Annotated in this window: 32 protein-coding genes, 1 tRNA gene and 1 pseudogene; 7 read left to right on the top strand and 27 right to left on the bottom strand. The window is 67.0% G+C overall.

Translation table 11 applies throughout. From position 1 onward, the window contains the following. Window position 1 precedes the first annotated feature (1 nt). On the top strand, window positions 2-1,153 hold the full coding sequence (locus KIK09_RS43265; protein ID WP_214325328.1) for a hypothetical protein: 1,152 nt from the start codon (window positions 2-4) through the stop codon (window positions 1,151-1,153). Here KIK09_RS43265 and KIK09_RS43260 read toward each other — a convergent pair. Continuing rightward, a complete protein-coding gene (locus KIK09_RS43260; RefSeq protein WP_214325327.1) occupies window positions 1,143-2,462 on the bottom strand; it encodes a hypothetical protein in 1,320 nt (439 codons plus the stop codon). The genes KIK09_RS43265 and KIK09_RS43260 overlap by 11 nt on opposite strands. Before the next feature lie 98 nt (window positions 2,463-2,560). Between KIK09_RS43260 and KIK09_RS43255 the strand changes: the two genes are divergently transcribed. Then, entirely contained in the window at window positions 2,561-3,100 is a 540-nt protein-coding gene (locus KIK09_RS43255; protein ID WP_214325326.1) for a helix-turn-helix domain-containing protein, read from the top strand. On the opposite strand, the gene KIK09_RS43250 is transcribed toward KIK09_RS43255, so the two are convergent. The 11 genes from KIK09_RS43250 to KIK09_RS43205 all read right to left on the bottom strand — a co-directional run bounded on the left by KIK09_RS43250 (window position 3,088) and on the right by KIK09_RS43205 (window position 9,002). Continuing rightward, window positions 3,088-3,825 carry a methylated-DNA--[protein]-cysteine S-methyltransferase gene (locus tag KIK09_RS43250; protein WP_214325325.1) on the bottom strand — a complete coding sequence of 246 codons (738 nt, stop codon included), beginning with the start codon at window positions 3,823-3,825 and terminating at the stop codon, window positions 3,088-3,090. The genes KIK09_RS43255 and KIK09_RS43250 overlap by 13 nt on opposite strands. Further along, window positions 3,822-4,376: an RNA polymerase sigma factor gene (locus KIK09_RS43245; protein WP_308164670.1), complete on the bottom strand. Its 555-nt coding sequence runs from the start codon at window positions 4,374-4,376 to the stop codon at window positions 3,822-3,824. The genes KIK09_RS43250 and KIK09_RS43245 overlap by 4 nt, the downstream gene beginning before the upstream one ends. Window positions 4,377-4,559: 183 nt before the next feature. Further along, on the bottom strand, window positions 4,560-4,865 hold the full coding sequence (locus KIK09_RS43240; RefSeq protein WP_214325324.1) for a DUF1416 domain-containing protein: 306 nt from the start codon (window positions 4,863-4,865) through the stop codon (window positions 4,560-4,562). Next, window positions 4,862-5,701, bottom strand: coding sequence for a sulfurtransferase (locus tag KIK09_RS43235; RefSeq protein WP_214325323.1), 840 nt, complete (start codon window positions 5,699-5,701; stop codon window positions 4,862-4,864). Before KIK09_RS43235 ends, KIK09_RS43240 begins: the two co-directional genes overlap by 4 nt. Continuing rightward, the gene (locus KIK09_RS43230) at window positions 5,698-6,111 is read right to left on the bottom strand and encodes a DUF4395 domain-containing protein (protein WP_214325322.1); all 414 of its coding nucleotides are present in this window, start codon (window positions 6,109-6,111) and stop codon (window positions 5,698-5,700) included. Before KIK09_RS43230 ends, KIK09_RS43235 begins: the two co-directional genes overlap by 4 nt. 57 nt (window positions 6,112-6,168) lie before the next feature. Further along, entirely contained in the window at window positions 6,169-6,252 is an 84-nt protein-coding gene (locus KIK09_RS60805; protein ID WP_372455768.1) for a putative leader peptide, read from the bottom strand. 48 nt (window positions 6,253-6,300) lie between these two features. Beyond that, the gene (locus tag KIK09_RS43225; RefSeq protein ID WP_250574738.1) at window positions 6,301-6,627 is read right to left on the bottom strand and encodes a TlpA family protein disulfide reductase; all 327 of its coding nucleotides are present in this window, start codon (window positions 6,625-6,627) and stop codon (window positions 6,301-6,303) included. A 119-nt stretch (window positions 6,628-6,746) separates the two neighbouring features. Then, complete coding sequence (locus KIK09_RS43220; protein ID WP_214325320.1) at window positions 6,747-7,496, bottom strand: anti-sigma factor family protein; 750 nt, start codon at window positions 7,494-7,496, stop codon at window positions 6,747-6,749. Continuing rightward, window positions 7,493-8,053, bottom strand: a complete 561-nt coding sequence (locus tag KIK09_RS43215) for a sigma-70 family RNA polymerase sigma factor (protein ID WP_443678888.1) — start codon at window positions 8,051-8,053, stop codon at window positions 7,493-7,495. Before KIK09_RS43215 ends, KIK09_RS43220 begins: the two co-directional genes overlap by 4 nt. Further along, window positions 8,046-8,711, bottom strand: coding sequence for an LmeA family phospholipid-binding protein (locus KIK09_RS43210; RefSeq protein ID WP_214325319.1), 666 nt, complete (start codon window positions 8,709-8,711; stop codon window positions 8,046-8,048). Before KIK09_RS43210 ends, KIK09_RS43215 begins: the two co-directional genes overlap by 8 nt. Window positions 8,712-8,750: 39 nt before the next feature. Beyond that, entirely contained in the window at window positions 8,751-9,002 is a 252-nt protein-coding gene (locus tag KIK09_RS43205; RefSeq protein WP_214325318.1) for a MoaD/ThiS family protein, read from the bottom strand. A gap of 220 nt (window positions 9,003-9,222) precedes the next feature. Between KIK09_RS43205 and KIK09_RS43200 the strand changes: the two genes are divergently transcribed. Further along, the gene (locus tag KIK09_RS43200) at window positions 9,223-9,912 is read left to right on the top strand and encodes a response regulator transcription factor (RefSeq protein WP_214325317.1); all 690 of its coding nucleotides are present in this window, start codon (window positions 9,223-9,225) and stop codon (window positions 9,910-9,912) included. A 36-nt stretch (window positions 9,913-9,948) separates the two neighbouring features. Here the strand turns inward: KIK09_RS43200 and KIK09_RS58515 are convergent. Then, window positions 9,949-10,341, bottom strand: a pseudogene (locus KIK09_RS58515) (glycoside hydrolase family 16 protein); the annotation flags it as partial. Between the two features lie 357 nt (window positions 10,342-10,698). After that, window positions 10,699-12,480, bottom strand: coding sequence for a bifunctional metallophosphatase/5'-nucleotidase (locus KIK09_RS43190; protein WP_214325316.1), 1,782 nt, complete (start codon window positions 12,478-12,480; stop codon window positions 10,699-10,701). Between the two features lie 69 nt (window positions 12,481-12,549). Here KIK09_RS43190 and mshD point away from each other — a divergent pair, with 69 nt between their 5' ends. Further along, on the top strand, window positions 12,550-13,554 hold the full coding sequence (gene mshD / locus KIK09_RS43185) for a mycothiol synthase (RefSeq protein ID WP_214325315.1): 1,005 nt from the start codon (window positions 12,550-12,552) through the stop codon (window positions 13,552-13,554). Here the strand turns inward: mshD and KIK09_RS43180 are convergent. The 3 genes from KIK09_RS43180 to dcd all read right to left on the bottom strand — a co-directional run bounded on the left by KIK09_RS43180 (window position 13,487) and on the right by dcd (window position 15,820). Beyond that, window positions 13,487-14,485, bottom strand: coding sequence for an inorganic phosphate transporter (locus KIK09_RS43180; RefSeq protein ID WP_214325314.1), 999 nt, complete (start codon window positions 14,483-14,485; stop codon window positions 13,487-13,489). The genes mshD and KIK09_RS43180 overlap by 68 nt on opposite strands. After that, on the bottom strand, window positions 14,486-15,103 hold the full coding sequence (locus tag KIK09_RS43175; protein WP_214325313.1) for a DUF47 domain-containing protein: 618 nt from the start codon (window positions 15,101-15,103) through the stop codon (window positions 14,486-14,488). It lies immediately after the preceding gene. Window positions 15,104-15,244: 141 nt separating this feature from the next. Next, entirely contained in the window at window positions 15,245-15,820 is a 576-nt protein-coding gene (gene dcd / locus KIK09_RS43170) for a dCTP deaminase (protein ID WP_214325312.1), read from the bottom strand. A gap of 88 nt (window positions 15,821-15,908) precedes the next feature. On the opposite strand from dcd, the gene KIK09_RS43165 reads away from it, so the two are divergent. After that, window positions 15,909-15,979: transfer RNA gene (locus tag KIK09_RS43165), tRNA-Gly, on the top strand. A 95-nt stretch (window positions 15,980-16,074) separates the two neighbouring features. Here the strand turns inward: KIK09_RS43165 and KIK09_RS43160 are convergent. Together KIK09_RS43160 and KIK09_RS43155 are read right to left on the bottom strand one after the other, a co-directional pair. Next, window positions 16,075-16,236 (bottom strand): hypothetical protein, encoded by a 162-nt coding sequence (locus KIK09_RS43160; RefSeq protein ID WP_214325311.1) that lies wholly within the window; start codon window positions 16,234-16,236, stop codon window positions 16,075-16,077. 106 nt (window positions 16,237-16,342) lie between these two features. Beyond that, on the bottom strand, window positions 16,343-16,831 hold the full coding sequence (locus tag KIK09_RS43155) for a hypothetical protein (RefSeq protein WP_214325310.1): 489 nt from the start codon (window positions 16,829-16,831) through the stop codon (window positions 16,343-16,345). Between the two features lie 345 nt (window positions 16,832-17,176). Between KIK09_RS43155 and KIK09_RS43150 the strand changes: the two genes are divergently transcribed. Next, window positions 17,177-17,638, top strand: a complete 462-nt coding sequence (locus KIK09_RS43150) for a GNAT family N-acetyltransferase (RefSeq protein WP_214325309.1) — start codon at window positions 17,177-17,179, stop codon at window positions 17,636-17,638. 158 nt (window positions 17,639-17,796) lie between these two features. On the opposite strand, the gene KIK09_RS43145 is transcribed toward KIK09_RS43150, so the two are convergent. From KIK09_RS43145 to KIK09_RS43130, 4 genes are all read right to left on the bottom strand, one after another. Further along, window positions 17,797-18,222, bottom strand: a complete 426-nt coding sequence (locus KIK09_RS43145) for a type II toxin-antitoxin system VapC family toxin (protein WP_214325308.1) — start codon at window positions 18,220-18,222, stop codon at window positions 17,797-17,799. After that, window positions 18,219-18,464, bottom strand: a complete 246-nt coding sequence (locus KIK09_RS43140) for a hypothetical protein (RefSeq protein WP_214325307.1) — start codon at window positions 18,462-18,464, stop codon at window positions 18,219-18,221. Before KIK09_RS43140 ends, KIK09_RS43145 begins: the two co-directional genes overlap by 4 nt. 371 nt (window positions 18,465-18,835) lie before the next feature. Beyond that, window positions 18,836-19,063, bottom strand: coding sequence for a helix-turn-helix domain-containing protein (locus KIK09_RS43135; protein WP_214325306.1), 228 nt, complete (start codon window positions 19,061-19,063; stop codon window positions 18,836-18,838). 183 nt (window positions 19,064-19,246) lie between these two features. Next, entirely contained in the window at window positions 19,247-19,576 is a 330-nt protein-coding gene (locus tag KIK09_RS43130; protein ID WP_214325305.1) for a hypothetical protein, read from the bottom strand. A 248-nt stretch (window positions 19,577-19,824) separates the two neighbouring features. Here KIK09_RS43130 and KIK09_RS43125 point away from each other — a divergent pair, with 248 nt between their 5' ends. Then, entirely contained in the window at window positions 19,825-20,286 is a 462-nt protein-coding gene (locus tag KIK09_RS43125; RefSeq protein WP_214325304.1) for a GNAT family N-acetyltransferase, read from the top strand. Between the two features lie 35 nt (window positions 20,287-20,321). Here the strand turns inward: KIK09_RS43125 and KIK09_RS43120 are convergent. The 4 genes from KIK09_RS43120 to KIK09_RS43105 all read right to left on the bottom strand — a co-directional run bounded on the left by KIK09_RS43120 (window position 20,322) and on the right by KIK09_RS43105 (window position 23,783). Then, a protein-coding gene (locus KIK09_RS43120; RefSeq protein ID WP_308164681.1) for an IS5 family transposase occupies window positions 20,322-21,121 on the bottom strand; the annotation gives its coding sequence in 2 pieces (ribosomal slippage) (window positions 20,322-20,776 and window positions 20,776-21,121; 801 coding nt in all). Window positions 21,122-21,833: 712 nt separating this feature from the next. Beyond that, a complete protein-coding gene (locus KIK09_RS43115) occupies window positions 21,834-22,157 on the bottom strand; it encodes a hypothetical protein (protein WP_214325303.1) in 324 nt (107 codons plus the stop codon). A gap of 683 nt (window positions 22,158-22,840) precedes the next feature. Beyond that, window positions 22,841-23,068, bottom strand: a complete 228-nt coding sequence (locus tag KIK09_RS43110; RefSeq protein ID WP_214325302.1) for a hypothetical protein — start codon at window positions 23,066-23,068, stop codon at window positions 22,841-22,843. Window positions 23,069-23,420: 352 nt separating this feature from the next. Next, window positions 23,421-23,783, bottom strand: coding sequence for a hypothetical protein (locus KIK09_RS43105; RefSeq protein WP_214325301.1), 363 nt, complete (start codon window positions 23,781-23,783; stop codon window positions 23,421-23,423). Window positions 23,784-23,863: the final 80 nt, after the last annotated feature.

The following is a 23,863-nucleotide window of genomic DNA, read 5'->3' as shown; positions in this document are numbered from 1 at the left end:
CATGACCTCCAACGATCCGAACCGCGACTGGTTCGCGCCGCCACCCGGCCAGCCCGAGCAGGAGCCCCCCGCGGGCCAGACCCCGCCCCCTGCCCAGCCCCCGGCCCCTGGCCAAGCCCCGCAGCCCGGTCCTGCTCCGCAGCCCGGCCAGGGCGCGCCGCAGCCGCCCCGCCGGCCGCGCACCCGCCGTTCCCAGCGCAGGCAGGCGCGCCCCGCCCAGCCGCCGCAGCAGGGCCTCTCGCCGTTCGAGGACACCATCCCGTACGGTGGCCAGCCCGCACCCCCGTACCAGCCCCACCACGGAGGCCAGCCCCCGCAGGGCGGCCAGCCCCCTTACGAGCCGCACGGCGGTCAGACGGGCCACCATCAGCTGCCCGAGTTCCCGAAGCCGCGGCGGGCCAAGCCGTCGGTCAGGCCGGACCAGCAGGTGTGGCCGCCCGCCCGTTCCGAGCCCGCCATCACCTCCACGCAGCCCATCCCCGCGGTGCCCAGCGCGGGCCCGCTGCCGATGACGCCGCCCGCGCCTCCGCCCGCGCCTCCGGTCATGCCGCCGCCCGCCGTACCTCAGCAGCAGGAGCAGGCGCCGCGGCGGTCGCGGACGGTGCTGCTCGGCGTGGCCGCGGTGGCGGCGTTCGTGGCCGCGGTGGGCGTGCCGACGTTCGACCGCTACCTGTTCTACAAGGGCGGCCAGCCGGACGACATCGAGCACGTGGTGCAGGCGGGCCAGGCGTTCGCGTTCGAGCACGTGTCGTGGAAGGTGAGCGTGGCGCCGACGACGCCCGCGCCGGGGACGCCGAACGTCATGCCGGACAAGAAGCAGTACCTGAGGATCACGATCACCAGGTCGGCCAAGGATGCCGACGGCTCGGTGCTCACGGCCAAGCCCGAGGTGTCGCTGCAGGACGCCTCGGGGCGCACCTGGAAGGCCGACAGCCTGGAGGACAACGTGCCGCCGGAGAAGAACCCGGTGGGCCAGGAGTTCAGCTACGTCATGCAGGCGGCCGTGCCCAAGGAGGTGGCCGCCACGGTTCAGGTCCATCTCCGGCCCGACACCACCTACCGCAACGACACCCCGGTGGACAAGCTGCTGGAGATCAAGCCGGAGGACGAGGAGAAGAGCAAGCACAAGGACGTGCTGGTCTTCAGGCGGTGATGTCCTCGCCCTTGGCCCGGGCGCGGATGGCCGCGATGTCGAAGGTCGCGGCCAGCACCGCGAAGGTGAGGATCGTCAGCAGCATGTCCTTGACGAACTTCACCGGCCAGCTCACCACCAGCCACATGTAGGGCACGTCGGAGCCGATCAGCGTCCTGACTCCGCGGTCGAGGTAGTCGGCGCCCACGTGCAGGCCGACGTAGAGCACGCACATCACGCCGAACGCGACGGCGCCGCCCTTGATCGTGATGCGGAAGGCGTTCACCACCGGGACCCAGCGCTCCTGGAACCCGCCGATGACCCGGTCGACCGCCTTCTGCGTGATCGTGTGGCTCTCCTCGAGCCTGTCCACGCCGCGCACGGCCTTGGTGCCGGTCAGCGCCTTGCGGGTGTCGTCCACCGAGCCGCCGAAGACGAGCACCGCGATGGCCAGCCAGGTCAGCGGCACGGCCACGGCGTCGATCACGTACGGCCAGACGTCGTGGACGAAGCCCCAGAAGGCCTCCCAGCCGGGCACGCTCTCCTTGGCCTTGGCCCACAGGTCGTTGGTGCTCTCCACGACGGCCCGGTGCGAGGCCCAGTCGGAACGCGCCTTGGTGAAGGTGAAGACGGCGCTCAGGCCGCAGAACATGAACGCGAACTCGGAGTAGGCCAGCGCCAGCCCTGAGTACTTGCCCGACCCGCGCTCGACCATTTTCTCGAACAGGAAGCGCAGCCCGAACACGACCACCATCGCCACGGCGGAGATGCGCCAGTCCAGGTCGATCATGCCGCGACCGAGGGTGGCCTCCTCCTTCGTGCCGTGCGCGATGTTGTTGAAGATCGTCACGTAGAAGTTGTCGTCCAGGTTGTGGAAGTAGTCCATCTGGAGGAAGTCCCGGTAGTCCTCCAGATACAGCTCCCACGCCAGGTAGATCAGCGCGAAGGCCGGGGCCACCCGGTTCATCGAGCCCCAGAACCGCTCGTCCTGCGTGCCGTCGGCGCGCCGCGCCCTGGTCTCCGTCAGCGCCTTGCGCAGCGACAGGAACATGCCGGTGATCATCGTCATCGTGACCATGACGATGAGCGTCATCAGCAGGTTCGTCCCGACCAGGCGCAGCTGCCGCACGCTGCCGTGGGACGTCTCGGCCATCACGTAGAGCAGGCCCCAGCGGATCAGCTGTCCCGCGGAGAACCACAGGACCAAGGGCAGCAGGCATCGGCCCGCGAGGCGAAGCGCGTGCAGGGGAAGCGAGAACGGCGACGGCACCTTCTGAGCCGGCGCGGGCCCAGGCCGGGGAGGCGCCATCACACCAGACGAACCGGACATCTGTGGAATCGTATCGGTCTGTCCCACATGTCGCAGCCGCAACTCCCCATCTCGTACGGCATGCCCTACCTCACAGGAGAATGCGAGACGATGGAGTGATGGAGACTCCGGCGCTGGATGTCGATCCGCGGATCGTGGGGCAGCGGATACGGCGGATGCGAGAGGCGCGCGGGGTTTCGCTGTCGGAGCTCGCGCGGCGGGCAGGCGTGGGCAAGGCGACGCTGTCGGGCCTGGAGAACGGGCAGCGCAACCCCACGCTCGAGACGCTGTGGGCGATCACCGCGCAGCTCGGCGTGCCCATCGGGGCGATCCTCGACCCGCCACCCGAGCCGCGGGTGATGCGCGGCACCGCCATCGAGGCCACGCTGCTCGAGGTGTTCGAGGACGAGCACGTCACCTACGAGCTCTACCGGCTGTACGCGCCGCCGGGGACCTCGCAGAGCTCGCCCGCGCACCACGCGGGCGTGAGCGAGCACCTCACGATCTTCAGCGGCACGCTCGAGGCGGGCCCGGTCGGCGAGCAGAAGACCGCCGGGCCGGGTGACCACCTGTCGTGGGTGTCGGACGTGCCGCACACCTACCGCTCGCTCGGGCCCGACGCGGTGCGGGCCACGCTGCTGATCCGCTACCCCACCTGAGCGGGCTTGCAGGTACGGCACGGCCGGTAGCCGGCCGCCCGCGCCTGGGCCAGGCTGCGGAACCCGTGGCGGTGCCTGGGCGTGATCCGCCGGGCGTTGTGGCAGGTCGGGAAGCAGACCACGCCCGTGGTGTCGGAGGCCAGGTAGAACACGTGCTGCCCGGCCAGCTCGCGCAGGCCGTCCAGGTCAGCGCCCTCGGACCGCAGCAGCTCCTGCTTGGCCTCGGCTCCGAAGACGTACTCGCCGGTGGCCGCGTCGGAGCGGATCACCCGGTGACACGGCACGAGCAGCGGCACCGGGTTGGTGGCCAGCGCCGTACCGACCGCCCTGACGGCCCTGGGCCTGCCGATGTGCTCGGCGATCCAGGAGTAGGGGCGGACCTCGCCCCGCGGGATGGCGGCGGCGGCGGTGAGCACGTCCCGCTGGAAGTCGCTGGCGCCCCGCAGGTCGAGCCGCAGCCCCGCGCGCCTGCCGGTGCGCAGCGCCGTCAGCAGACCGGCGGGCGGCCTGTCGGCGGGCAGCAGCGGGCGGCCGAACCGCTTCCTGAAGTCCTCGCGGAACGGGCCCTGCCTGACGTAGGCGACGCCCTGGTCGGTGTAGGCCACGTTGAGCTCCCCGATCGGGCTCGGCACCGAGACCCAGCGGGCCGCGATCCGGTCGAGCAGACCGTCGGGCGCATCCGTCGCCAGCGCCGCGAGCCCTGTCAGCAGTGAGTCCTCTGTCATCGGACACCTCCTAGCGTGCGCAGTCGGTGCAGTCCCCGCGAAACATGCGATTTGACGGTACCTTGCGGGATCTTGAGCACCGTGGCGATCTCGCTCACCGGCAGGTCCACCACGTGCCTGAGCACGACGGCGGCCCGCTGTTCCTCCGGCAGCTGCCCGAGCAGCTCGGCCAGCTCGTCGCCGGTCTCGTGGCGGGCGGCCGTGTCCTCGACACCCTCGCGCGGGTCGACGGTCTCGACCGGCTCGTCCACCAGGTCGGTGGGCGGTCTGCGGGACTTGGCCCTGGCGCAGTTGCGCCAGATGTTCATCAGGATCGTCATCAGCCAGGCCCGCGGCTGCAGGGTGGCGATCCGGTCGGGGTCGTAGCCGGCCAGCGCCTTGAAGGCCCGCAGGAACGCCTCCGCCGTGAGATCCTCGGCGTCGGCCCATCGCCCGCTCAACCGCAGCGCGGTCGAGAACACCAGGCCCCGGTAGGCGCCGTACAGCTCCCCGAAGCCTGTGTCCAGGTCCTCGAGCAGCGCCTTCCTGACGGGCTCGTCGTTGTCACTCACGCTGGATAGAACACCGCCTCGCCCGCATTCGTTGCGCCGTGGCGGCGGGTGAGTTTCCTCGACTCGCCGCGAGCGCCGGTCGCGGGCCCTCAGCCGGAGTGCGGCGGGCGGAGGGTGGGGTGGCTTGCCGTACAAGAGAAAAGGACCCGCGCCGGAGGGCGCGGGTCCTTCCCATCGGAGGGGTCAGACAGCCACTGCGAGGCTGGACACCTCGCCGAGCCTGGCGGAGACGTGCACGTCGCGGGTGACGCCGCCGCCGGCGATGATGCGGACGGTCCAGTCACCGGGAGCGGCGAAGAAGCGGAAGACTCCCTCGTCGGACACCACGACCTCGCCGGTGAACTCGCCGGAGTGGTCGAGCAGCCTGGCGTAGGCGGTGCCGGTGCCGGTCACCACGCCCTGGATGACGGCCTGCGTCGCGAGGTCGATCCCGGCGGGCAGCGCGATGGTCTGCTCCGGTGCTCCGCAACCCTGAGCGTCGATGGTCATCGGGCCTCCCCAAGCTCGATCGGCACGCCCACGAGCGAGCCGTATTCGGTCCACGATCCGTCGTAGTTCTTGACGTTGGCCTGGTCGAGCAGCTCGTGCAGCACGAACCACGTGTGCGCGGAACGCTCGCCGATGCGGCAGTAGGCGATGGTGTCCTTGCCGAAGTCGACGCCCGCCTCGCCGTAGAGCGTGCGCAGGTCGTCGTCGGCCTTGAACGTGCCGTCGTCGTTGGCCGCCTTGGACCACGGGATGTTGCGGGCGGTGGGCACGTGGCCCGCGCGCTGCGCCTGCTCCTGCGGAAGGTGGGCCGGCGCGAGCAGCTTGCCGGTGAACTCGTCGGGCGAGCGCACGTCGACCAGGTTGAGCTTGCCGATCGCGGCGACCACGTCGTCGCGGTAGGCGCGGATCGCCGAGTCCTGGTCCTGGGCGGCGTAGGAGGTCTTGGCGCGCTCCTGCACGTCCTTGACCAGCTCGCGGGAGTCGAGCTCCCACTTCTTGCGGCCGCCGTCGAGCAGCTTGACGTCCTGGTGGCCGTAGAGCTTGAAGTACCAGTAGGCGTAGGCGGCGAACCAGTTGTTGTTGCCACCGTAAAGAACCACGGTGTCGTCGTTGGAGATGCCGCGCTCGGACAGCAGCGTCTCGAAGCCCGTCTTGTCCACGAAGTCGCGGCGGACAGGGTCCTGCAGGTCGGACTTCCAGTCGATCTTCACGGCGCCACGGATGTGGCCCTTGTCGTAGGCGCTGGTGTCCTCGTCGACCTCGACGACGACGACACCCGGGGTGTCCAGGTTGGACTCGACCCAGTCGGCATCCACCAGGACGGCGGAGCGGCTCATTGGGAAACCTCCATTTTGGCGGCGGGCAGTAGACGGCGAACAAGCAGATACATTTCGCAGCCGAGGCAGAACCCGAAGGCTGCGTTGAGGAAGGCGGCGAGGAGAGCCGCGGCCGTGGCCACCAGGGCCAGCGGCGTGATCCCTGCGAAGTATCCGATCAGCCCCGCGACCGCGAAGACCAGGCCCACTCCCTGCGCGAAGCGCGGCGGGCGGGCGTCCTCGGTCTCCTTGGGAGCGCTCTTGACGAGCGCCTTGAAGAGCATCCCGTACGGCGAGCGGTTCGCCACCCCGAGCACGAACACCACCGCCTGGGCGGCGAGCAGCCACCCGCTTCCCGTCACCAGGACGAGAGCGAGGACCACAGTCGTGATGGCGGCGGAAAAACGCAGCGCTCTAGGGTCGGCACGCATCGTGGGATGCTCCTGAAAGGTCGGGTTTGGGGCGGATCGAAGTCCGCGAGACCGTCCTCAGGCAGCGCGACAGAGCGCGGTGGCCACGCGGCAGAAATCAACCGCGCGCCGCTTCGTCAGCAGCTCTGTCGATGGGTACATGCCGATGAGACTACTCGTCGTCTCGCCATCTGTCACATCTGGTCCGTCTCATGAGACGGCTTCGCCCAGAGCCGCGATGACATCGGCCTTCCTGGGCAGGCCTGACGCCTTCTTCACGACATTTCCGGACTTGTCCAGGATGAGCACGGTCGGCGTCCGCAGGATGTCGAGCCGTCGCACCAGGTCGAGGCGGGATTCCGCGTCGATCTCGACGTGCGCGACGCCGTCCACCATGGCGGTCACCTCGCCCAGGATGCGCCTGGTCGCGCGGCACGGCTGGCAGAAGGCGGTGGAGAACTGGACCAGTGTGGCCCGCTCGCCCAAGGGTGCGCCGAGGTCGTCGGCGTTGAGGTCTCCGCGCGTGGAAGCGCGCATGGTGCCGTCGCGGCGCAGCCGTACCACCCCGATCAGCGAGCCCAGCGCCAGCGTCGCCAGGACTACCCACAAGCCGGTCATCTCCCCGTGCAACCGGGAGATGACCAGGATTCTTCCCGTCAGGTCCGCTCGATCTTCACCAAGGTGTTGCCGTGGGTGTCGACGATCGCGAAGCGCTTGATGGAGTCCATCGGGAGCCGGCTCTCGCGGCGGAAGACGGTCTTGTTGGTGTAGGTCTGGCGGCTGACGGTCCACGGCTCGGTGGTGTCGCGCTGGCCGTTCTTGCCGTAGACCACCAGACGGCAGGTCGTGCCGGGCGGGATGCCCTGGACCGCCACGTCGAACGAGGTGCCCTTCCTCTCGGGGAAGGCCACGACGGTGGCGTAGTAGCCCATGTCCTCGTTCTCCGCCACGAACGCACGACCCGGCACGCTCTTGGCCTGCGGGGGCGCCACCTCCGCGTTGTACGGGGCGGGTGTGGGCGCCGCCCCCACGCGATCCTGCTGTGCCTGCGCACTGCTGATCTGGGCCTTCTGCGCGTTGTCGTGCTGGACGACGCCCCAGGTGGTGCCGCCGACCGCGATGGCGGCGGCGGAGGCGGCCACGGCGAGCAGCACGCGGCTGCGCCTGGTCCGCTTGACCCGCGCGTTCAGCAGCCGGTCGAGCACCTCCTTGGGCGGGCTGGACACCAGGTCGATGTCGCGCTCCGTCACCTTGCCGAGGAAGGCGGTGACGCCCGCCAGCTCCATCAGCTCCGCGCCGCACACCTCGCAGGTCGCCAGGTGCATGTCGATCTCCAGCGCCTCGTCGGGCTCCAGCGCGCCCAACGCGTGAGCGCCCAGCGAGAGCCTGACCTCCTCGCACGTCATGGCGCCAACCCCCGTTCTTCGAGGGCGAGCTTGAGCGCCCGCAGTGCGTAGTAGGTGCGCGACTTGACGGTGCCGGGTGGGATGCCCAGCGCCGCCGACGCCTCCTTCACCGATCGCCCCCGGTAGTAGACCTCCATGAGCACCTCGCGGTGCTCGGGCCGCAGCGCGGCCAATGCCTCGGCCACAGCCCACGACTCGACGGCCCGCTCGAGTTCGTCCTCCGCCGGAATCACCGCGAGTGCCTCGTCGCCGGTCTCCTGCGGCCGTGCCTTGCGGGCGCGGTGCTGGTCGACGACCAGGTTGCGGGCGACGGTGAACAACCAGGCGCGGATGGGGCGTCCGGTGAGCGCGTCAGGATGCCGCCACGCTCGCAGCAGCGTTTCCTGCACCACATCCTCCGCTCGCCCCGAATCACCGGTTAGTCGCAACACGTAGCCATAGAGCGGCCCAGCGTGCTCGTCAAAAAGTGTGCGCACGAGCTCCTCGTCGGCGGTGCCAGCGGCTGGACTCACACCCTCAAGACGGAAATCCGGCCTGAGCGGTTCAAACTCATCCACGGAGCGGCACGTCCGTCGCCTCGGCCGAGAACTGGAGTCCGTCGGCCACGCTGCGCACGCCGGTGATCTTCACGTCGAACGGCAGCTTTCCCTTGAACGGGATCGTGTATCCGACGAGTTGCGCGAGCGCGTCGGGCACGCCCTGGATCTTCTCGGCCCGCAGCTTGATGCCGCCGTCGGCCAGTTCGACTCGCATCTCCGCGGTGAACCTCACCTTCTGGACCCCCACGGTCACCTCACCCGAGGCCACCAGGTGCTGCCCGTTTCCGGTGATCTTCACTCCCTTGGGAGCGTACTTGTCGATCGTCTCCCTGGTGAGGGTCCCGCGAACGGTCACGCGCCCGGCCCGGATGTCAGCCCTGTTCTGCAGCACATCGGTCAGCGGGGCAGTCACGTCGTAGGCCGCCCCCTGAAGATTTCGCACCGGCACACCGCCGTACGTCAGGGTGCCGAGATTGAACCGTACCTCTGGATAGTGCCCGGAGATGGCCTGAGTCAGAAATGGGATGCCCTCAATTGTCACCGTGGGTGTACCGCTGAGGTCGGACGCCGCCGCGATCCGGTTCGCCAGGTCACGCTGCACTCCCGCGACGGCCACCCGGTCGACCGCGACCAGGAGAACTGCCAGCACGATCAGGAAAATGATCAGCTTGCGCATCGGGCTCCCTGTCTGGGCCGGGGATCTCGAGCCTACCGACTACCCACCTGCGAAGGGAGGAAGCACCTCCACGGTCACGCCGTCCTCCAGGACCACGTCTCCGTGCGCCCGCCTGCCCACGGGCGACCCGTTCACGAGGAACGAGGAACGCTTCACGACCCGGGCGAGCTCGGCGCGATTTTCTGTGATTTTCGTCATGAGTTCGTCAAGATTTGTTGCCTCGAACGCCTCTTCGGCAACGCCCGCGGCCTCCTTGGCCGCGGCCCAGTAACGTACCTTTCCCCTGGCCATGGGTACCTCACAATCGCTTCTCATCCATTGTGCGACCCTGTTAACACCGATGATTCGTGTTCACCTGTTGGACGCACAATGGTCGCCACATTCATCTGGGATATCCTCGCCTACGGGACCTGGGCGACGTAGCCCCCGGGTCCTTACGTGTTTGAGGAGGCACCGTGAGCGAGCCGTTGAACACTGTGAACACGCTCACGGGCGCGACGAAGGAGTGCCTGTGAGCAACCTGCTCCTACTGACGAACGCCCTCGAGCCCTCCGCCGAGGTGCTTCCGGCGCTCGGCCTGCTCCTCCACTCCATCCGCGTCGCCCCCGCGGAGGCCTCCGCGCTGCTCGACGCGGGCCCTGCCGACGCGGTGCTGGTCGACGCCCGCAAGGAGCTGGTCCACGCCAAGAGCCTGTGCCGGCTGATCCGCACGACCGGCATCGACTGCCCGCTGCTGGTGATCGTCACCGAGGGCGGGCTGGCCGCGATGTCGGCCGAGTGGGGCGTGGACGACGTCCTGCTCGACAGCGCCGGCCCGGCCGAGGTCGAGGCCCGCCTGCGCATGTCGACCGGCCGCATCTCGCAGGCCGCCGGCGAGGACGTGCCCGACGAGATCCGCAGCGGCGACCTGTCGATCGACGAGGCCACCTACACCGCCCGCCTGCGCGGCCGCGTGCTCGACCTGACGTTCAAGGAGTTCGAGCTGCTGAAGTACCTCGCCCAGCACCCCGGGCGGGTCTTCACGCGCGCGCAGCTGCTGCAGGAGGTCTGGGGCTACGACTACTTCGGCGGCACCCGCACGGTCGACGTGCACGTGCGCCGCCTGCGTGCCAAGCTCGGCACCGAGTACGAGTCGCTGATCGGCACCGTGCGCAACGTGGGCTACCGCTTCGTCCCTGACCGCACGGACACGCACGTCTGAGTCCTGAAGAGCCCGGTAGCCCCGGATGTAGTCGATCGTGAACCGCTTCGGGTAGGCCTGGGCGGGCCGCTCGCCGCGCGGGAACTCGTAGATGTTGACCATGAGCTGCATCGGGTAGTCCGGCGCCTGGTCGACCGTCCTGACCCGCCGCCCGTCGACGTAGAAGGAGACCTGGTCCCTGCTCCACTCGGCGGCGTAGACGTGGAACCGGGTGACGTCGACGGGCACGGTCTCGGCGGAGAAGTCGTCGATGATCCGCGGATCGCCGAACGGGTGGACTCCCATCCCGATCCGCGCTTCGCCGGGGCCGACGTCCCTGCCGAAGATCTCGCACACGCAGATCTCGGCGGAGCGCTCGGGTTCGTCCTCGTAGCCGATCATCCAGAGCGCGACCATGCAGTCCGGATCGGCGCTCGCCCTGGCCCGCATCTCGCCCTCCAGGTCGGGTGACCACGGGGGCTGGTCCTGCTCGATCAGCAGGTGCAGGTGGCCGCCCGAGAGTTCGTAGCGAGCGGCCGCCGCCTCGCGGCCGCTCCACTGCGGCAGGTAGTACGGGACCCACCGCGCCTCGTCCAGCCGATCTCCGTCGAAACGGTCCTCGAACTCCAACTCGTAGGCGGTATGAGTCATCGGCTCCTCGTGTCCTGGGTTCCGTGACCGTGACGGCGGGCGACCACCCCACCCTTGCGTGTCGCTCTCAGCGGGACCTGTGCTCGGGTCGGCGGGTGGGGGGTTGGGCGGCTTGCCGTACGGAAGGAGCCTGTACGGCAAGCCGCAGCTTCCGCGTCAGTCGACGGCGGTGATGCGCGTGGTGGCCGGCGGAGCGATCGGGTTGTTCTGGCCGAGGTAGGCCACGAACGCGTCGATGTCCAGCGGGCCGCTCCAGACGTCGGTGCCTTCCTTGAAGGCGGCGAAGGCGTCGCCGCCGCCGACCAGGAAGTTGTTGGCCGCGACGCGGATCGACTGGGTGTCCGTCACGGGCACGCCGTCGATCTTGATGTTCGAGATCTTGGAGCCCCAGGCGGCGCTCCTGCTGTAGGTGTAGGAGAGGTTCGCCGAGGGCTGCAGGATCTTGGCGAACGGCTGGTTGTTGGGGCCGCCGGGGAACTGCTGCTCGAGCAGCGTCTTGAGCTGCGCGCCCGTGAGCGTGACGGCCTGCATGAGGTTGTTGAACGGCTGGACGGTGAACGCCTCGCCGTAGGTGACGACGCCGTCGCCCTCACTGGCCGGAGAGGTGAGGTACGTCAGGGGGGCGCGGACGCCGCCCGGGTTCATCAGCGCGATCTGGGCGTTGCCGCCGGTCTTGGTGGCCGCGAGCTGGCCGTCGGCGATCAGGTCGCCGAGCGGGGACTCGCCCGTGGCGGTGCCCACGTTGGTGATGTCGGCGCTGATCCTGCCGACGGGCTTGTTGGCGACGGCTGAGATCTTGTCCCGCCAGAAGTCCATGAACGTCACAGTGTCGGAATCCGGGTCGACGTCGCGGGTGACGACGTGGTTGTCCGCCACGACGCTCGACCTGACGATGTCGCGCGTCTTCGTGTCGACCTGCATGTCCACCTGCGTGATGACGCGGCCGAACGAGCCGCCCTGCGAGTAGAGGCGGTCCTGGCCCGCGGGGTCCTTGACCCTGCACAGGTAGGCCTGGTGCGAGTGTCCGCTGAGCACCATGTCGATCTCGGGGTCGACCTGGGTGGCGATGCGGTTGCCCGCGCCGGGGATGGCGCTGCACGCGTCGGGCGACTGGTTGGGGGTGACCTGGTCGCCCTCGTGCACGAGCACGACCTGTGCCCGCACCCCGAACAGCTTGAGGATCTTCGAGGCGACGTTGGCCGCCTTGACCTCGTCGACGAACTTCAGGTCCTTGATGCCCTCGGCGGTGACGATGTTCGGCGTGGTCTGGGTGACCAGGCCGATGAAGCCGATCGGCACGCCGTTCATCCACTTGATGCTCACCGGCGGGAGCGCGGGCACGCCCCAGTCCGACAGCAGCGTCTTGACCTGGGGGTTGGCGGACAGACTCTGGGTCACGTCCGTCTTCTCGCCCGGGTTCTTGAACAGCACGTTCGCCCCGACGTAGTCGTACTTGGCGCCCTTCCACGGCCCCGCGGGCGAGCAGCCGTCGACCGGGTGGCAGCCGCCGAACATGATCCGGCGCAGTTCGGCGTAGCCCTCGTCGAACTCGTGGTTGCCGACCGCGGAGACCTGCACGCCGATCTTGCCCAGGAAGTCGACGGACGGTTCGTCGTGGAAGGCGGCTGAGATCAGCGGCGAGGCGCCGATCAGGTCGCCCTGGGCCACCTCGATCGTGTTCGCGTCCCGCAGCGCCTTCATGTGCGCGGCCACGTAGACCGCGCCACCGGCGTTGACGGTGTTGCCGTTCTCGTCGACCATCCGGCCGGACGAACCGGTCGGCGGCTCGAGGTTGCCGTGAAAGTCGTTCAGCGCGAGGAGCCGCACGGGCACCGTCTTGGGGGCATTACCGGCCTGCGCCGGGACCGATAAGGCGGTCAGGGAGCCCGCGACGACGGCTCCGGCCATGGCGAGCCGGAGGAGGGTACGTGACGTCATGGACCAAGACGCTAAGCCCGAAAGCTTTGCAGCCAATGTCGCAAAGGTAACGATTCGCCGGAGGGTGGCATGGCGTTATTTGCCAGTGATACGCCTAGAGTTCGCCTTGTGACAACGCGCGTGGAGATCCGGCAACGGCTCGATGAACAGGAAATCGCCGACGTTCTCGGTGTCGTTGAGGCGGCCACCGACGCCGACGGCGTCAGACCGCTCAACGAGCACGTGATGCTCCACCTGCGCTACGGCGGCGATCCACGGGCGCGATCGGTGCTCGTCTACGTCGAGGACCGGCTCGCGGGATACGCCCACGTCGATCCCACCGACGAGGTCGAGGGCCCCAGCGGCGAGCTGGTGATCCACCCTTCCTACCGCTCCGAGGGGTACGGCAAGCGCCTGCTGACCGAGGTCCTCGGCCTGACGGAAGGGCGGCTGCGGCTGTGGGCCCACGGGGATCATCCCGGGGCCGGCGCCCTGGCGGAGTCACTGGGGCTGGCGCGGGTCCGCTCGCTGTGGCAGATGCGACGTTCGCTGTTCGCCCCGCTTGAGGCCTATGCGCTGCCGGAGGGGGTGGAGCTGCGCACCTTCGTGCCCGGGGCGGATGAGGAAGCCTGGTTGAAGGTGAATTCCGCGGCCTTCGCGCATCATCCCGAGCAGGGGGCCTGGACGCTTGACGACCTTCTCAGGCGGGAGCGGGAGTCGTGGTTCGATCCCGCCGGATTCTTCCTGGCTTTTCGCGACAGAAAGCTCGTCGGGTTCCACTGGACGAAGATTCACGGATCGTCGGCGCACGGGCACGAACCGCTCGGCGAGGTCTACGTGGTGGGCATCGACCCCTCGGCCCAGGGAAGCGGGCTCGGCAAGGCGCTGACGCTGGCCGGGCTGTCGCATCTGCGCTCGCGTGGCCTCGCCCAGGCGATGCTGTACGTGGACGAGGCCAACACGGCGGCGATCCGGCTCTACGAGTCGCTCGGCTTCAGCCGGTGGGACGTGGACGTGATGTACGCGGCTACTCCACGAACCAGTGAAGGCCGAAGTACACCAGAGCCGCCACCAGGGCAGCAGCGGGAATCGTGAGGACCCACGCGGTCACGATGTTGCCCGCGACCCCCCACCGCACGGCCGACAGCCGCTTGGTGGCGCCCACACCCATGATCGCCGAGGTGATCGTGTGCGTGGTCGAGATGGGAGCCCCGAACCCGATGGCCGCGGTGTACAGCACAGCCGCGGCGGCGGACTCGGCGGCGAAGCCCTGCGGCGGGTCGAGGGCGATGATGCGGCGGCCCAGCGTGCGCATGATGCGCCACCCGCCGGCGTACGTGCCGAGCGAGATCGCCCCGGCCGAGGCCAGGATGACCCACTGCGGGATCTCGTCGGTCGGGGCGACGAAACCACCGACAGTGAGCGCCAGGAAGATCACACCCATCGTCTTCTGCGCGTCCTGCAGGCCGTGGCCGAGCGCCATCGCGGCGGCCGAGACGGTCTGCGAGTAGCGGAAGCCGCGGGTGGTCTTTCCAGGTTGCGCGTTGCGAAAGATCCAATAAATTGCGATCATGATCGCCGCGGCGAGCGTGAACCCGATCAGCGGCGAGAGCACCATCGGGATGACGACCTTGTCCACGACGCCGTTCCAGTGGACCACGCTGGCCGAGGCGAGCGCGGAGCCGACCAGACCGCCGATGAGGGCATGGCTGGAGGAGGAGGGCAGACCGAAGTACCAGGTGATCAGGTTCCAGGCGATGGCCCCGATCAGCGCGGAGGCCACCACCACCAGGCCATGCGTGCCGCTGGGGGCCTCGATGATGCCCTTGCCGACCGTCTGCGCGACCTGGGTGCCGAGGTGCGCGCCGATGAAGTTCATCGCGGCGGCCATGAACAGCGCGGCCCTGGGGGTCAGCGCTCTGGTGGAGACCGAGGTGGCGATGGCGTTGGCGGCATCGTGGAAGCCGTTGGTGTAGTCGAACGCCAGGGCGATGACGACCACGCCAATGGCGAGCGCGAGTTCCACTTAGCTTTCCTTGACCGCGATCGACTCGACGGTGTTGGCCACGTGCTCGAAGGCGTCGGCGGCCTCCTCGAGGGCGTCCACGACCTCCTTCATCTTCATGACCGTGAGGGCGTCGTACTCACCGCTGAAGAGCTTGGCCAGGAGCCTGCGGTAGACCTGGTCACCCTGGTTCTCCAGGCGGTTGACCTCGATCCAGTACTCGTTGAGGTTCTTCATCGACCGTAGCCGGGGCATCGCCTCGGCCGTCAGCTCGGCGGCGCGCTCGAGCACCTCGACCTGCCTGACCACGTCCTTGGGCAGGTGGTCGATCTGGTAGAGGACGATGAGGTCGGAGGCGGCCTCCATGGCATCCATCACGTCGTCCAGGTTCGAGGCGAGCCGGTAGATGTCCTCGCGGTCGAACGGCGTGATGAAGCTCTCATTGAGCCGGTTCATGATCGCATGGGTGCGTTCGTCGCCGGCATGCTCGCAGGCGCGCATCTTCTCGGCCAGGCTTTCCCTGTCCGAGCCGTCACTGATGATCTCTACCAGCAGACGGGATGCCGTGACCAGGTTGTTCGCGGAGTCTGCGAACAGGTCGTAGTAGCTGTCCTCACGTGGCGTGAGACGCAGGCGCACGTCGTTCTCCAGATGTGCGGGGATGGTCCGTGGTAGAGGGTACGGCTTACCAGGCGAAATGCGAACTTCATGTCCTCTTCTCCTTGTGGCTACCCTCCGTATGCTTTGTGAACCCGGGGGTTCGCTACTTTGAGACCCTTTTTAGACCTTGGTCCGGTGGAAGTTGCGGAAGGAACGCGACGGGGTCGGACCGCGCTGGCCCTGGTACCGCGAGCCGTACTTCTCAGAGCCGTAGGGATGCTCGGCGGGCGAGCTCAGCTTGAACACGCACAGCTGCCCGATCTTCATCCCCGGCCACAGCTTGATCGGCAGCGTCGCCACGTTGGACAGCTCCAGCGTCACGTGCCCGGAGAACCCCGGGTCGATGAACCCCGCCGTCGAATGCGTCAGCAACCCCAGCCGCCCGAGCGAGCTCTTCCCCTCCAGCCGCGACGCCAGATCGTCGGGCAGGCTCACCACCTCGTAGGTGGAGGCCAGCACGAACTCTCCCGGATGCAGGATGAACGGTTCGTCTGCCTCGGGCTCCACCATGCGCGTAAGATCGGGCTGCTCGATCGACGGATCGATGTGCGGGTACCTGTGGTTCTCGAACACGCGGAAGAATCGGTCGAGCCTGACGTCGATGCTCGAGGGCTGAATCATGTCCCTGTCGAAGGGGTCAAGAGCCAGCCGCCCAGCGTCGATCTCGGCGAGGATGTCACGATCGGATAGCAGCACGCAGAGCAACCTACCTTGTGCGCGTGGTTGGACTTGCTGTTGCGGGCGGAGTTTCCGCTACAGTGGTGGTCGCGACTTCGGCCGCAACGCGGGTGTAGTTCAATGGCAGAACATCAGCTTCCCAAGCTGACAGCGCGGGTTCGATTCCCGTCACCCGCTCTCATGCTTCAAGGCCCAGGTAGGACGGAATCCCCGGACCCTGGGCCTTGATTGTTTCCGGACTTGTTCGATCTTCGCGGGCCATTAACTCTTGATCACCCTGCGGGGACCAGTGCGCCCGCCGTGCCCTTGTCGTCGTCATCGCGTACCCGTTCCTGCCCGATGAGATGCTTGTCGATCGCCTCCGTGATCACCTTGTCGGCGCCTCTGACAGCGTGCTGGTAGATCATCGCGGCTCTGACGTTGTCGTGACCCATCCTGGTCGCCAGGTCCTTTAAGGCCAGGAGGCGACCCGGGCCGTCCGCTGCACCGCGCGCCCGCCGTACCCAACCAACGCGCCGACCCCAGCGGCACGCCGCCTGGTCAGCCTGAGGAGTGGCGCGCGATCAGCTCACCAATCGGCCCCGTTCGCCAATCGGGGGCATAGACGCCTACCTGAATCCGTCGATCGGCACCGATTGTGTGGACCTTCGGGGGAATCCTCTTACGTCGACGACCTCTCCCATCCACCGGCTCTACGGCTCCAACGCTGAAGGTCATAATGTCGACCGGATACAGGCCGCCGAGGCGCTTGGACTGCACGTCAACGAAGTCCACCCACTTCACCGCGACCCTGAAGGCATCTCGCTGAGCGATCATCCCCTCCTCGGTGACCGTCAGGCTTCGCCGCCGAACCTTCACCACGACAAGAAGCAGATACACCGCACTCACGATCACAGCAACCGCAACCGTCAGGCCTGCAGGCAAGCCAAGCGCGACGGCCAGGAGGCAATAGACAAGAGCGAGCACAGCGGCGCTGACTCCACCGGAGAAGAAGGCGAGTGACCAGCGCGGACGATAGATGATCTGCATGGGCAAAACGTACCGGCAGAGCAACAACCTCCGTCCTTCAACCCAATTGCCTCCGGCGAGGGCGCTCCGGCTCCGGGATGATCGCCACACTCGGGGCCTGGGGTTGGTCAGTGGCTGAGGCGGAAGCCTGATCATCCCGTCCGCCATCAGCCCGGGACAAGCCGAGCAGACCAGGGCCACGGACACCAGATCGTTCGTCCAGTGGGGCGCTCCATCTGCTGCCCGTGGCCCTGGCCCGCTTCCCCTTCGGGCGGGTCGACTGCAGACGGGATGATCAGGCAGACGGCGTGTGTCGCGTCGCGACGAGTGAGACCGGGGCGCGGGCCGATCGATAGGGTCGAGTCCATGAGCGTCGAGATTGAGATCGTGCGCCAGGCAAGTGACGATGTTGTGGCCGCGCTCAGCCAACTGTTGCCGCAACTGTCGACAACCGCGAAAGAGCTCGATCACGAAGCCGTGGGCCGGCTGCTGGCCTTCCCAGGGAACACGGTACTGGTGGCCCGCGCGCAAGGGCGGATCGTCGGAACCTTGACGCTTGTGATCTTTCCCCTGCCTTCGGGGCTGCGTGCGCGTGTCGAGGATGTCGTGGTGGACGAGGTTGCTCGCGGGCAAGGCGTCGCGGCGGCGCTGACGGACAAAGCTCTCGTGCTGGCGAGAGAGTCAGGCGCTCGCACGGTCGACCTCACATCGCGGCCCTCTAGGGAGGCGGCGAACCGCCTGTATGAGCGCACGGGGTTCCAACGACGGGAGTCGATCGTCTACCGGTTCGTGCTTGATGAGCAGAGCGTCAACGCTGGAGCGCCCTGATCGCCGGGCCATTAGCGGGCCATAAAGAGAAGTGACGAGAGGGCAACCATGGTCACGACCGGCCCCCTGCCCAGCTCAGTGCCCCAGCGGGCCGTGATCGATGCAGTTCCCACGCTGACAGCGCGGGTTCGATTCCCGTCACCCGCTCCAACAGCGCCTCAGGTGAGTACCTCGGGCAGTAGCGTGAACGCGGACACATGTTGTGGCCGGATGAGTGTGAAGTCACGGCGGTCTATCGTGGCGATCTGCGTGACGCCCAGACGCTCAGCGATGGCGACCAGGGATACATCGGCTGGGTCGAGGCGGGCATCCTTGTAGAACCGTACGAGTTCGGCCATGCGTCGCACGTCGGCGGGCAGAAGGTCGACCAGCTCGAACTCTTCGGTCACGAGGTCAAGAAACTGCGCATGTACCGCAGGCCCCATGTGCCTATTGATCGTCCAGCCAGCTTCGATCAGGATCGTCGACGGCAGCAGCAAAGGACCTTCCAACTCCTCCAGCAGCCGTACGCACGAGGCATGGTGCTTATCGTCCCGATCGACGACAGCGATCAAGGGGCCAGTATCAAGGAGGGTGGCGGTCACACTGACCGATTGAACCGCTCGGCCAACAGATCTTCGACCCGTTCCGACAGATCTCCTTCACCAGAGGCACCGATCCCCGCGATCGACAGCCTTCGACGCCGGACGGGCTCATTGGTCTCTTTATCTACTGCCAAATCCGGATCCGTCTTCACCAGACGCAGCAGACGACGCGCCTGGTCCGGCGAAAGCCGATCCACCAGGTGGTGGAGCTCCTCGTACTCGTGCGCGTGCCCAGCAGTCATAGCTCGAAGTGTACGTAAGCGCCCTCGCTTACCCCAGCCGTACCCACGCATCAGTGATGCTCGACATCGAGATTCCGTGCCAGATACGTGCCAGAACAGGCGGGCAGTCGGGGTCACACACGGATACTCACAGTCACTCGGTCCGTCCTGAGCTGCACGATGTATCCCCAGCTCACATGACCAGATCAGGATCCGATTCCCAAGCTGACAGCGCGGGTTCGATTCCCGTCACCCGCTCTCATGCTTCAAGGCCCAGGTAGGACGGAATCCCCGGACCCTGGGCCTTGATATCCCCGCCTGAAATGACATCACCCGACGAGCCGCCCTCATCCGAGCCGCGTTCGCCGCCTCTCGGCCAGCAAGCCCACCCCTCAGACGAGAAACCTCGTGCGCAGCCGCGCCAGCAACGCATCCAGCTCCGCGCGCCCTGCATCACCTAGACCAAGAGCCGCAGACAGACGCTCAACCGTCTCGGGTGTCGGAAGAAGCTGACCAGTCTCAATCCGAGAGATCGTCGGCTGCGCCACCTGAGCCCGCAGCGCCAGGTCCTTACCCGTCAACCCCGCATCCTTGCGCAGCCGCCGCAGCAACTCGCCCAACGCCCGAAGCCGATCCCGCCGATCCTCCACACCGAGCGTTCTACCACCCGACCACGCCGATCACTGCCGAATTGTTCTTATGAGAGATCAAGGGCGGCGCAAGCGTCGCCACGCGGCCCGCGCACGCCCGCACGCTGCGCGTGCGGGCTGGGGGCCGTTCTCGCGCGCGACCCGCGCGGCCCGCTAATCATTGCCGCCAGGCTCATCCTGAGCCTCATGCGGGTGGCACCCATAGTGCCGTTGACGCAGGCGCTCGAAGTAGTCCAGGCCCATGAACCACATCCCACCGCCGACCGCAATGCCGAGGCAAGAGAGCAAGGCAGGCGGCGTGAACGGCACACCCAATATCAACAGTAGGACGGCGAATAGCCCGCCATAGACAGGGCCGACGATCAGCGCGCCGCGCACAAAATGAGCAGCAACAAACCGCCGACTGGCATCCGGCCTAGCATTGCCGCCCAAGAACGCATCTACTCGCCAGAACCACCCCGCAAGGAGTCTCAGCAGTCGCATAGACAACTCTCTTTCATGCCTCCGGCGGGGGCGCTCCGGCTCCGGGATGATCACCGCGCGGGCCTGAGGTTCGTAAGTGGCTGAGGTGGAAGCCTGATCATCCCGCCCACCATCGACCCCGGACAAGCCGAGCAGACCAGGGCCACTTCCCCTCCGGGCGGGTCGACGGCAGACGGGATGATCAGGCGGGGTGCGTCGCGTCGCGCGAATGAGACCAGGTTGCCGGGCCGATCGATAAGGTCATGCGCATGAGCGTCGAGATTGAGATCGTGCGCGAGGCGGATGACGATGTTGTGGCCGCGCTCAGTCGACTGTTGCCACAGTTGTCGACGACTGCGAAAGCACTCGACCGTGAGGCTGTGAGCCGATTGCTGGCCTTCGAATCGAACACGGTACTGGCGGCTCGCGTGCAAGGGCGGATCGTAGGAACTCTGACGCTCGTGATCTTTCCGCTGCCTTCTGGGCTTCGTGCGCGTGTCGAGGATGTTGTGGTGGACGAGGCTGCTCGTGGACGAGGCATTGCGGCGGCGCTAGCTGATAAGGCCCTCACGCTGGCGAGAGAGTCAGGAGCTCGCACGGTCGACCTCACGTCGCGGCCGTCTAGGGAGGTGGCCAATCGCCTGTATGAGCGCGTGGGGTTCCAACGACGCGAGTCGATCGTCTACCGGTTCACGCTGGATGGACAGACCGTGACTAGTGGAGCGCCCTGATCGCCGGGCCATTAGCAGGCCATTAAGACGGTGACTCATTTGGTGAGTCGGCGGTAGCAGATGAGGGCTGCGGCGATGGCGACGAAGGACGCGAAGTGGTCGGCTCGGCGTTCGTAGCGGCGGTGTAGGCGGCGACAGCCGGCCAGCCACGAGACCGTCCGTTCCACCACCCAGCGATGGCGGCCAAGCCGCTGGCTGGACTCAATCCCGCGGCGGGCGAGGCGCGGGGTAATGCCGCACCCGCGCAGGAAGACCCTCAGGTGGGAGTAGTCGTAGGCCTTGTCACCGTGAAGCTTGGCGGGCTTGCGGCGGCGCGGTCCGCGACGCGAGCGGATCGGTGGAATGCTCCGCACCAGCGGTTCCAGCGCCAGGCTGTCGTGGGTGTTGGCCGCGCTGATCGCGACAGCGAGCGGCAGACCGGTCCGCTCGGTGACGAGGTGGATCTTCGACCCTTTCTTGCCGCGATCGAGCCGATTCGGACCTGTCAGCTCCCCCCTTTGACCGCGCGCACGCTGACCGAGTCGATCGCGCACCGCGACCAGTCCAGCTCGCCTCGGGCGCCAAGCTCATCCAGCAGGATCCGGTACAGCTTGGCCCACACCCGAACGGCGCTCCATTCGGCGAAGCGGCGATGCACCGTCTGCCAGGAGGCGCCGAACACCGGTGGCAGTTGCCGCCAGGAGCAGCCGGTCGTAGCGACGTACACGATCGCCGCCAGGATCACCCGGTCATCGACCCGCCGTCGCCCACCGCCCTGCGGCCTCGTCGGTGCGGGCGGGACCACCCGCTGGAACAACTCCCACAACTCATCGGGCACCAGTCGCCGAAGGAACACATCCACGAGCGAACTAACGACCAAGATCCAAATGAGTCACGGTCTAAGAGGGGTGACGAGGGGTCAGCCACGGTCACTCAGGACCGGCGCTCTGCCCAGCTCAGCGCCCTATCGGGCCATGATCGATGCAGTTCCCAAGCTGACAGCGCGGGTTCGATTCCCGTCACCCGCTCCACATGCAAGAGCCCAGGTCGCGATTGGTTTCCCGGACCTGGGCTTTGATCTTGTAGAGGGCCAGTTGATCTCTCGGTTCAATTAGCCCACGGACGGCAGCGGGACACCGGGCCGGCCGCCGCGCGTCTATCGCGCCGCACCGACCGAACGGCCCGGCCGGGGTTGCCACGCCACCCCCACAGATACAGCCCTACGAGCGCCACGGCATGGCTGACCGCCGTATGTGCTTGGAACGATCGACGATCCAGGGTTCGTTCCTCACCCTGGCTCACCGAGCAACGTGGCTGATCGCCGAGCTTGACTCTCGGACCGGCGGATTGCGGAGTGACGAACCATGGGCCGGAGACGCTACGTCGCCAGAGGCGTTCGCGGCGGCTACCGAATCTGGGACAACAACGCGCCACTGGTGGGGTGACCTCTACGAGTTGTACCTCGACGAGCTGAACGGCGCGCGTGACTACGACAAGATCACGGCCCTCCTCAAGCGCAACAGAGCCATGAAGCGATAGGCGACGCTCCACTCCAGGTAGACGAGTGATCATTGAGAGTTGGCTGGATCCTGGCCTTGGCGGCCGAACTCTTCCCGCGTGATCGTGACGTCGACCCAATCGGGCGGAGACCGTCTCTCGTCGTACCGCTGGACCAGCGCCGACCCCGGCTTGAGCTTCGCTACGCTCTCGGCGGAGAAGCTGACGTAGTCGGTGTTAACTTGGTTGGAGCCTCGCCCCTGGTAGCCGAACGCGTGATAGAGCACCCCCTGGCGCAGCACGAACGGTTTCGGCTCTACCGTCCAACCATCATCCGGAGCGTCCAGCCGGACGGACGCGATCTGCCCGTCCAGAGACGGTGCGATGAAGTCCACGTCGTCTACGACCGTTGCTGCTGACGAAGGGCCGGGCATGGTACCCCACGGGCCTGAGGCGTCCTCGTGGTGAGAGATGTCTACACCCTCAGGAGTCGCTCCCCCGCACCATGCCAGGACGATGATCGGATGCCCCTCTGCGTCGACGCTGACTCCGGTGGACCCCGCTATGGGAGGCGAGCAACTCGTAAGGCTCATGATCCCGATGATTACCAGCACGATCCCGCATAAGCGCCGCATATGCGCACGTAAAGCGAAGCCGACATCGTTGCCGTGGACCGTGATCAGATTGCCTCGCAACCGTAGCAGGGTGTGTAGGGGCTGGCGCCGGAAGGATTGACAGGCCGTGGCACAGCAGGAGTCTGTGATCAAACATGCCGGTGCACCGGGCGGCAATCAGGCTTTTGGGAGCCACCCGAACGGACGATCATGAACTGCGATGGACGGGCCCGGATAGCCGAGGGTCTAGCGACCAGCGCGGCGAACAGGTTTGAACGGCCCGGGAGATCATTTGGGGACCTACGGATCAGAAGGTGCGTGCCCGTTGCGTGCCCGTACGGTCGGCGGTCACCGGGGAGCCACGGGGGGCTGGATCTGCATACGCCCAGGTCAGCGCTTTCGCAGCCCAGGGAGCATGATCTCGAAAGACTTCAAAGGCTGACAGCGCGGGTTGCTCCGGCGCGCTACAGAGCGTGCTGCAGGGCCTCGACGATACCCTTCATGACGCCCATCACCGTGAGCATGAGCAGGCCAACACCGAGAAGGGCTCCGGCAACAGCCACCATGGTCAATGTGTCCAGCGGCTTGCCATCTTGGGTGTTCTCGCGCGCGTTTCGAACAAGAGCGGTCAGCAGAACCCAGACAATGGCAATGAAGGTTAACAACAGGACGGCGGCGGCCGGCTCGTTCATGGTGTGTGATCTTTCCGGAGGTTGCGGTCATAAGCAATTCGGCATCTGAATGCAAGGCGCTAAATCCGCTCCAGGAAAACCCGAAGTGCTGGGCTTCTCTCACAGCTCCTCCTTCGGCGGGCGCGCTCCAGCTCCGCGATTACTGCTGGACGGGCCTGCGGTCCACAGGTGGCCGAGGTGGAAGCCTGATCATCCCGCCGCCATCGACCCGGGGCAAGCCGACCAGACCAGGGCCACGGGCACCAGATCGTTCATCCGGCGGGGTGCTCCATCTGATACCCATGCCCCTGGCCCGCTTCTTCTGCGTGCGGGTCGACGGCAGACGGGATGATCAGGCAGGGCACGCGCGACGCTATCGCGTGAAATCACTGCTCAAGATGCCGTGAAACAGCGAATACGGGCTATACCTTGATCGTTCCTCCTGGCGGAAGAACAGATAGCTCGCGACAACATAGCCCGAGCAGCCGTCTGACCTGACATGGAAGGTCACGCCGTCATCCTGATCGTCGGCCATGACCACGAGCCCCTCCATCCTGACTGGAAGGGAGATCGCCTCCACGGGCTTGAAGAGCAACTCAACATGAGGAGCATCCGGCACGTACTCCGTCCGGAGAACGAGTTCGCTGTGTGCAGGGACGTAGCTCCAGACCCGGAAGCGACGGTTCGGGAAGGACAACGGAAGCGCGAGCTGGCCGGGGTACCGATCCTCGTACACGGGCCTGAGCCCACCATGACCAGACCCGCAGAGCAAGAGGTCAGCACGTGATCGTCGCGCAATTAGTCAGGGGAACGAGG

The organism is Nonomuraea sediminis (genome assembly GCF_018531495.1).
Taxonomy (GTDB): domain Bacteria; phylum Actinomycetota; class Actinomycetes; order Streptosporangiales; family Streptosporangiaceae; genus Nonomuraea; species Nonomuraea sediminis.
The sequence above is the reverse complement of the archived record's forward strand: the minus strand, read 5'-3'. Positions and strand labels throughout refer to the sequence as shown.

Bases quoted from the DNA above. Each gene is read 5' to 3' on its own strand.
- KIK09_RS43240 (WP_214325324.1), bottom strand. From the start codon at position 4,865: ATGACCATCGACGCTCAGGGTTGCGGAGCACCGGAGCAGACCATCGCG.
- KIK09_RS43220 (WP_214325320.1), bottom strand. From the start codon at position 7,496: ATGACGTGCGAGGAGGTCAGGCTCTCGCTGGGCGCTCACGCGTTGGGC.
- KIK09_RS43130 (WP_214325305.1), bottom strand. From the start codon at position 19,576: ATGCGACTGCTGAGACTCCTTGCGGGGTGGTTCTGGCGAGTAGATGCG.
- KIK09_RS43210 (WP_214325319.1), bottom strand. From the start codon at position 8,711: ATGCGCAAGCTGATCATTTTCCTGATCGTGCTGGCAGTTCTCCTGGTC.
- KIK09_RS43235 (WP_214325323.1), bottom strand. From the start codon at position 5,701: ATGAGCCGCTCCGCCGTCCTGGTGGATGCCGACTGGGTCGAGTCCAAC.
- KIK09_RS43250 (WP_214325325.1), bottom strand. From the start codon at position 3,825: ATGACAGAGGACTCACTGCTGACAGGGCTCGCGGCGCTGGCGACGGAT.
- KIK09_RS60805 (WP_372455768.1), bottom strand. From the start codon at position 6,252: ATGTACCCATCGACAGAGCTGCTGACGAAGCGGCGCGCGGTTGATTTC.
- KIK09_RS43255 (WP_214325326.1), top strand. From the start codon at position 2,561: ATGGAGACTCCGGCGCTGGATGTCGATCCGCGGATCGTGGGGCAGCGG.
- KIK09_RS43140 (WP_214325307.1), bottom strand. From the start codon at position 18,464: ATGACTGCTGGGCACGCGCACGAGTACGAGGAGCTCCACCACCTGGTG.
- KIK09_RS43260 (WP_214325327.1), bottom strand. From the start codon at position 2,462: ATGTCCGGTTCGTCTGGTGTGATGGCGCCTCCCCGGCCTGGGCCCGCG.
- KIK09_RS43150 (WP_214325309.1), top strand. From the start codon at position 17,177: ATGAGCGTCGAGATTGAGATCGTGCGCCAGGCAAGTGACGATGTTGTG.
- KIK09_RS43225 (WP_250574738.1), bottom strand. From the start codon at position 6,627: ATGCGCGCTTCCACGCGCGGAGACCTCAACGCCGACGACCTCGGCGCA.
- mshD (WP_214325315.1), top strand. From the start codon at position 12,550: ATGGCGTTATTTGCCAGTGATACGCCTAGAGTTCGCCTTGTGACAACG.
- KIK09_RS43190 (WP_214325316.1), bottom strand. From the start codon at position 12,480: ATGACGTCACGTACCCTCCTCCGGCTCGCCATGGCCGGAGCCGTCGTC.
- KIK09_RS43265 (WP_214325328.1), top strand. From the start codon at position 2: ATGACCTCCAACGATCCGAACCGCGACTGGTTCGCGCCGCCACCCGGC.
- KIK09_RS43125 (WP_214325304.1), top strand. From the start codon at position 19,825: ATGAGCGTCGAGATTGAGATCGTGCGCGAGGCGGATGACGATGTTGTG.
- KIK09_RS43155 (WP_214325310.1), bottom strand. From the start codon at position 16,831: ATGCAGATCATCTATCGTCCGCGCTGGTCACTCGCCTTCTTCTCCGGT.
- KIK09_RS43205 (WP_214325318.1), bottom strand. From the start codon at position 9,002: ATGGCCAGGGGAAAGGTACGTTACTGGGCCGCGGCCAAGGAGGCCGCG.
- KIK09_RS43110 (WP_214325302.1), bottom strand. From the start codon at position 23,068: ATGAACGAGCCGGCCGCCGCCGTCCTGTTGTTAACCTTCATTGCCATT.
- KIK09_RS43230 (WP_214325322.1), bottom strand. From the start codon at position 6,111: ATGCGTGCCGACCCTAGAGCGCTGCGTTTTTCCGCCGCCATCACGACT.
- KIK09_RS43160 (WP_214325311.1), bottom strand. From the start codon at position 16,236: ATGGGTCACGACAACGTCAGAGCCGCGATGATCTACCAGCACGCTGTC.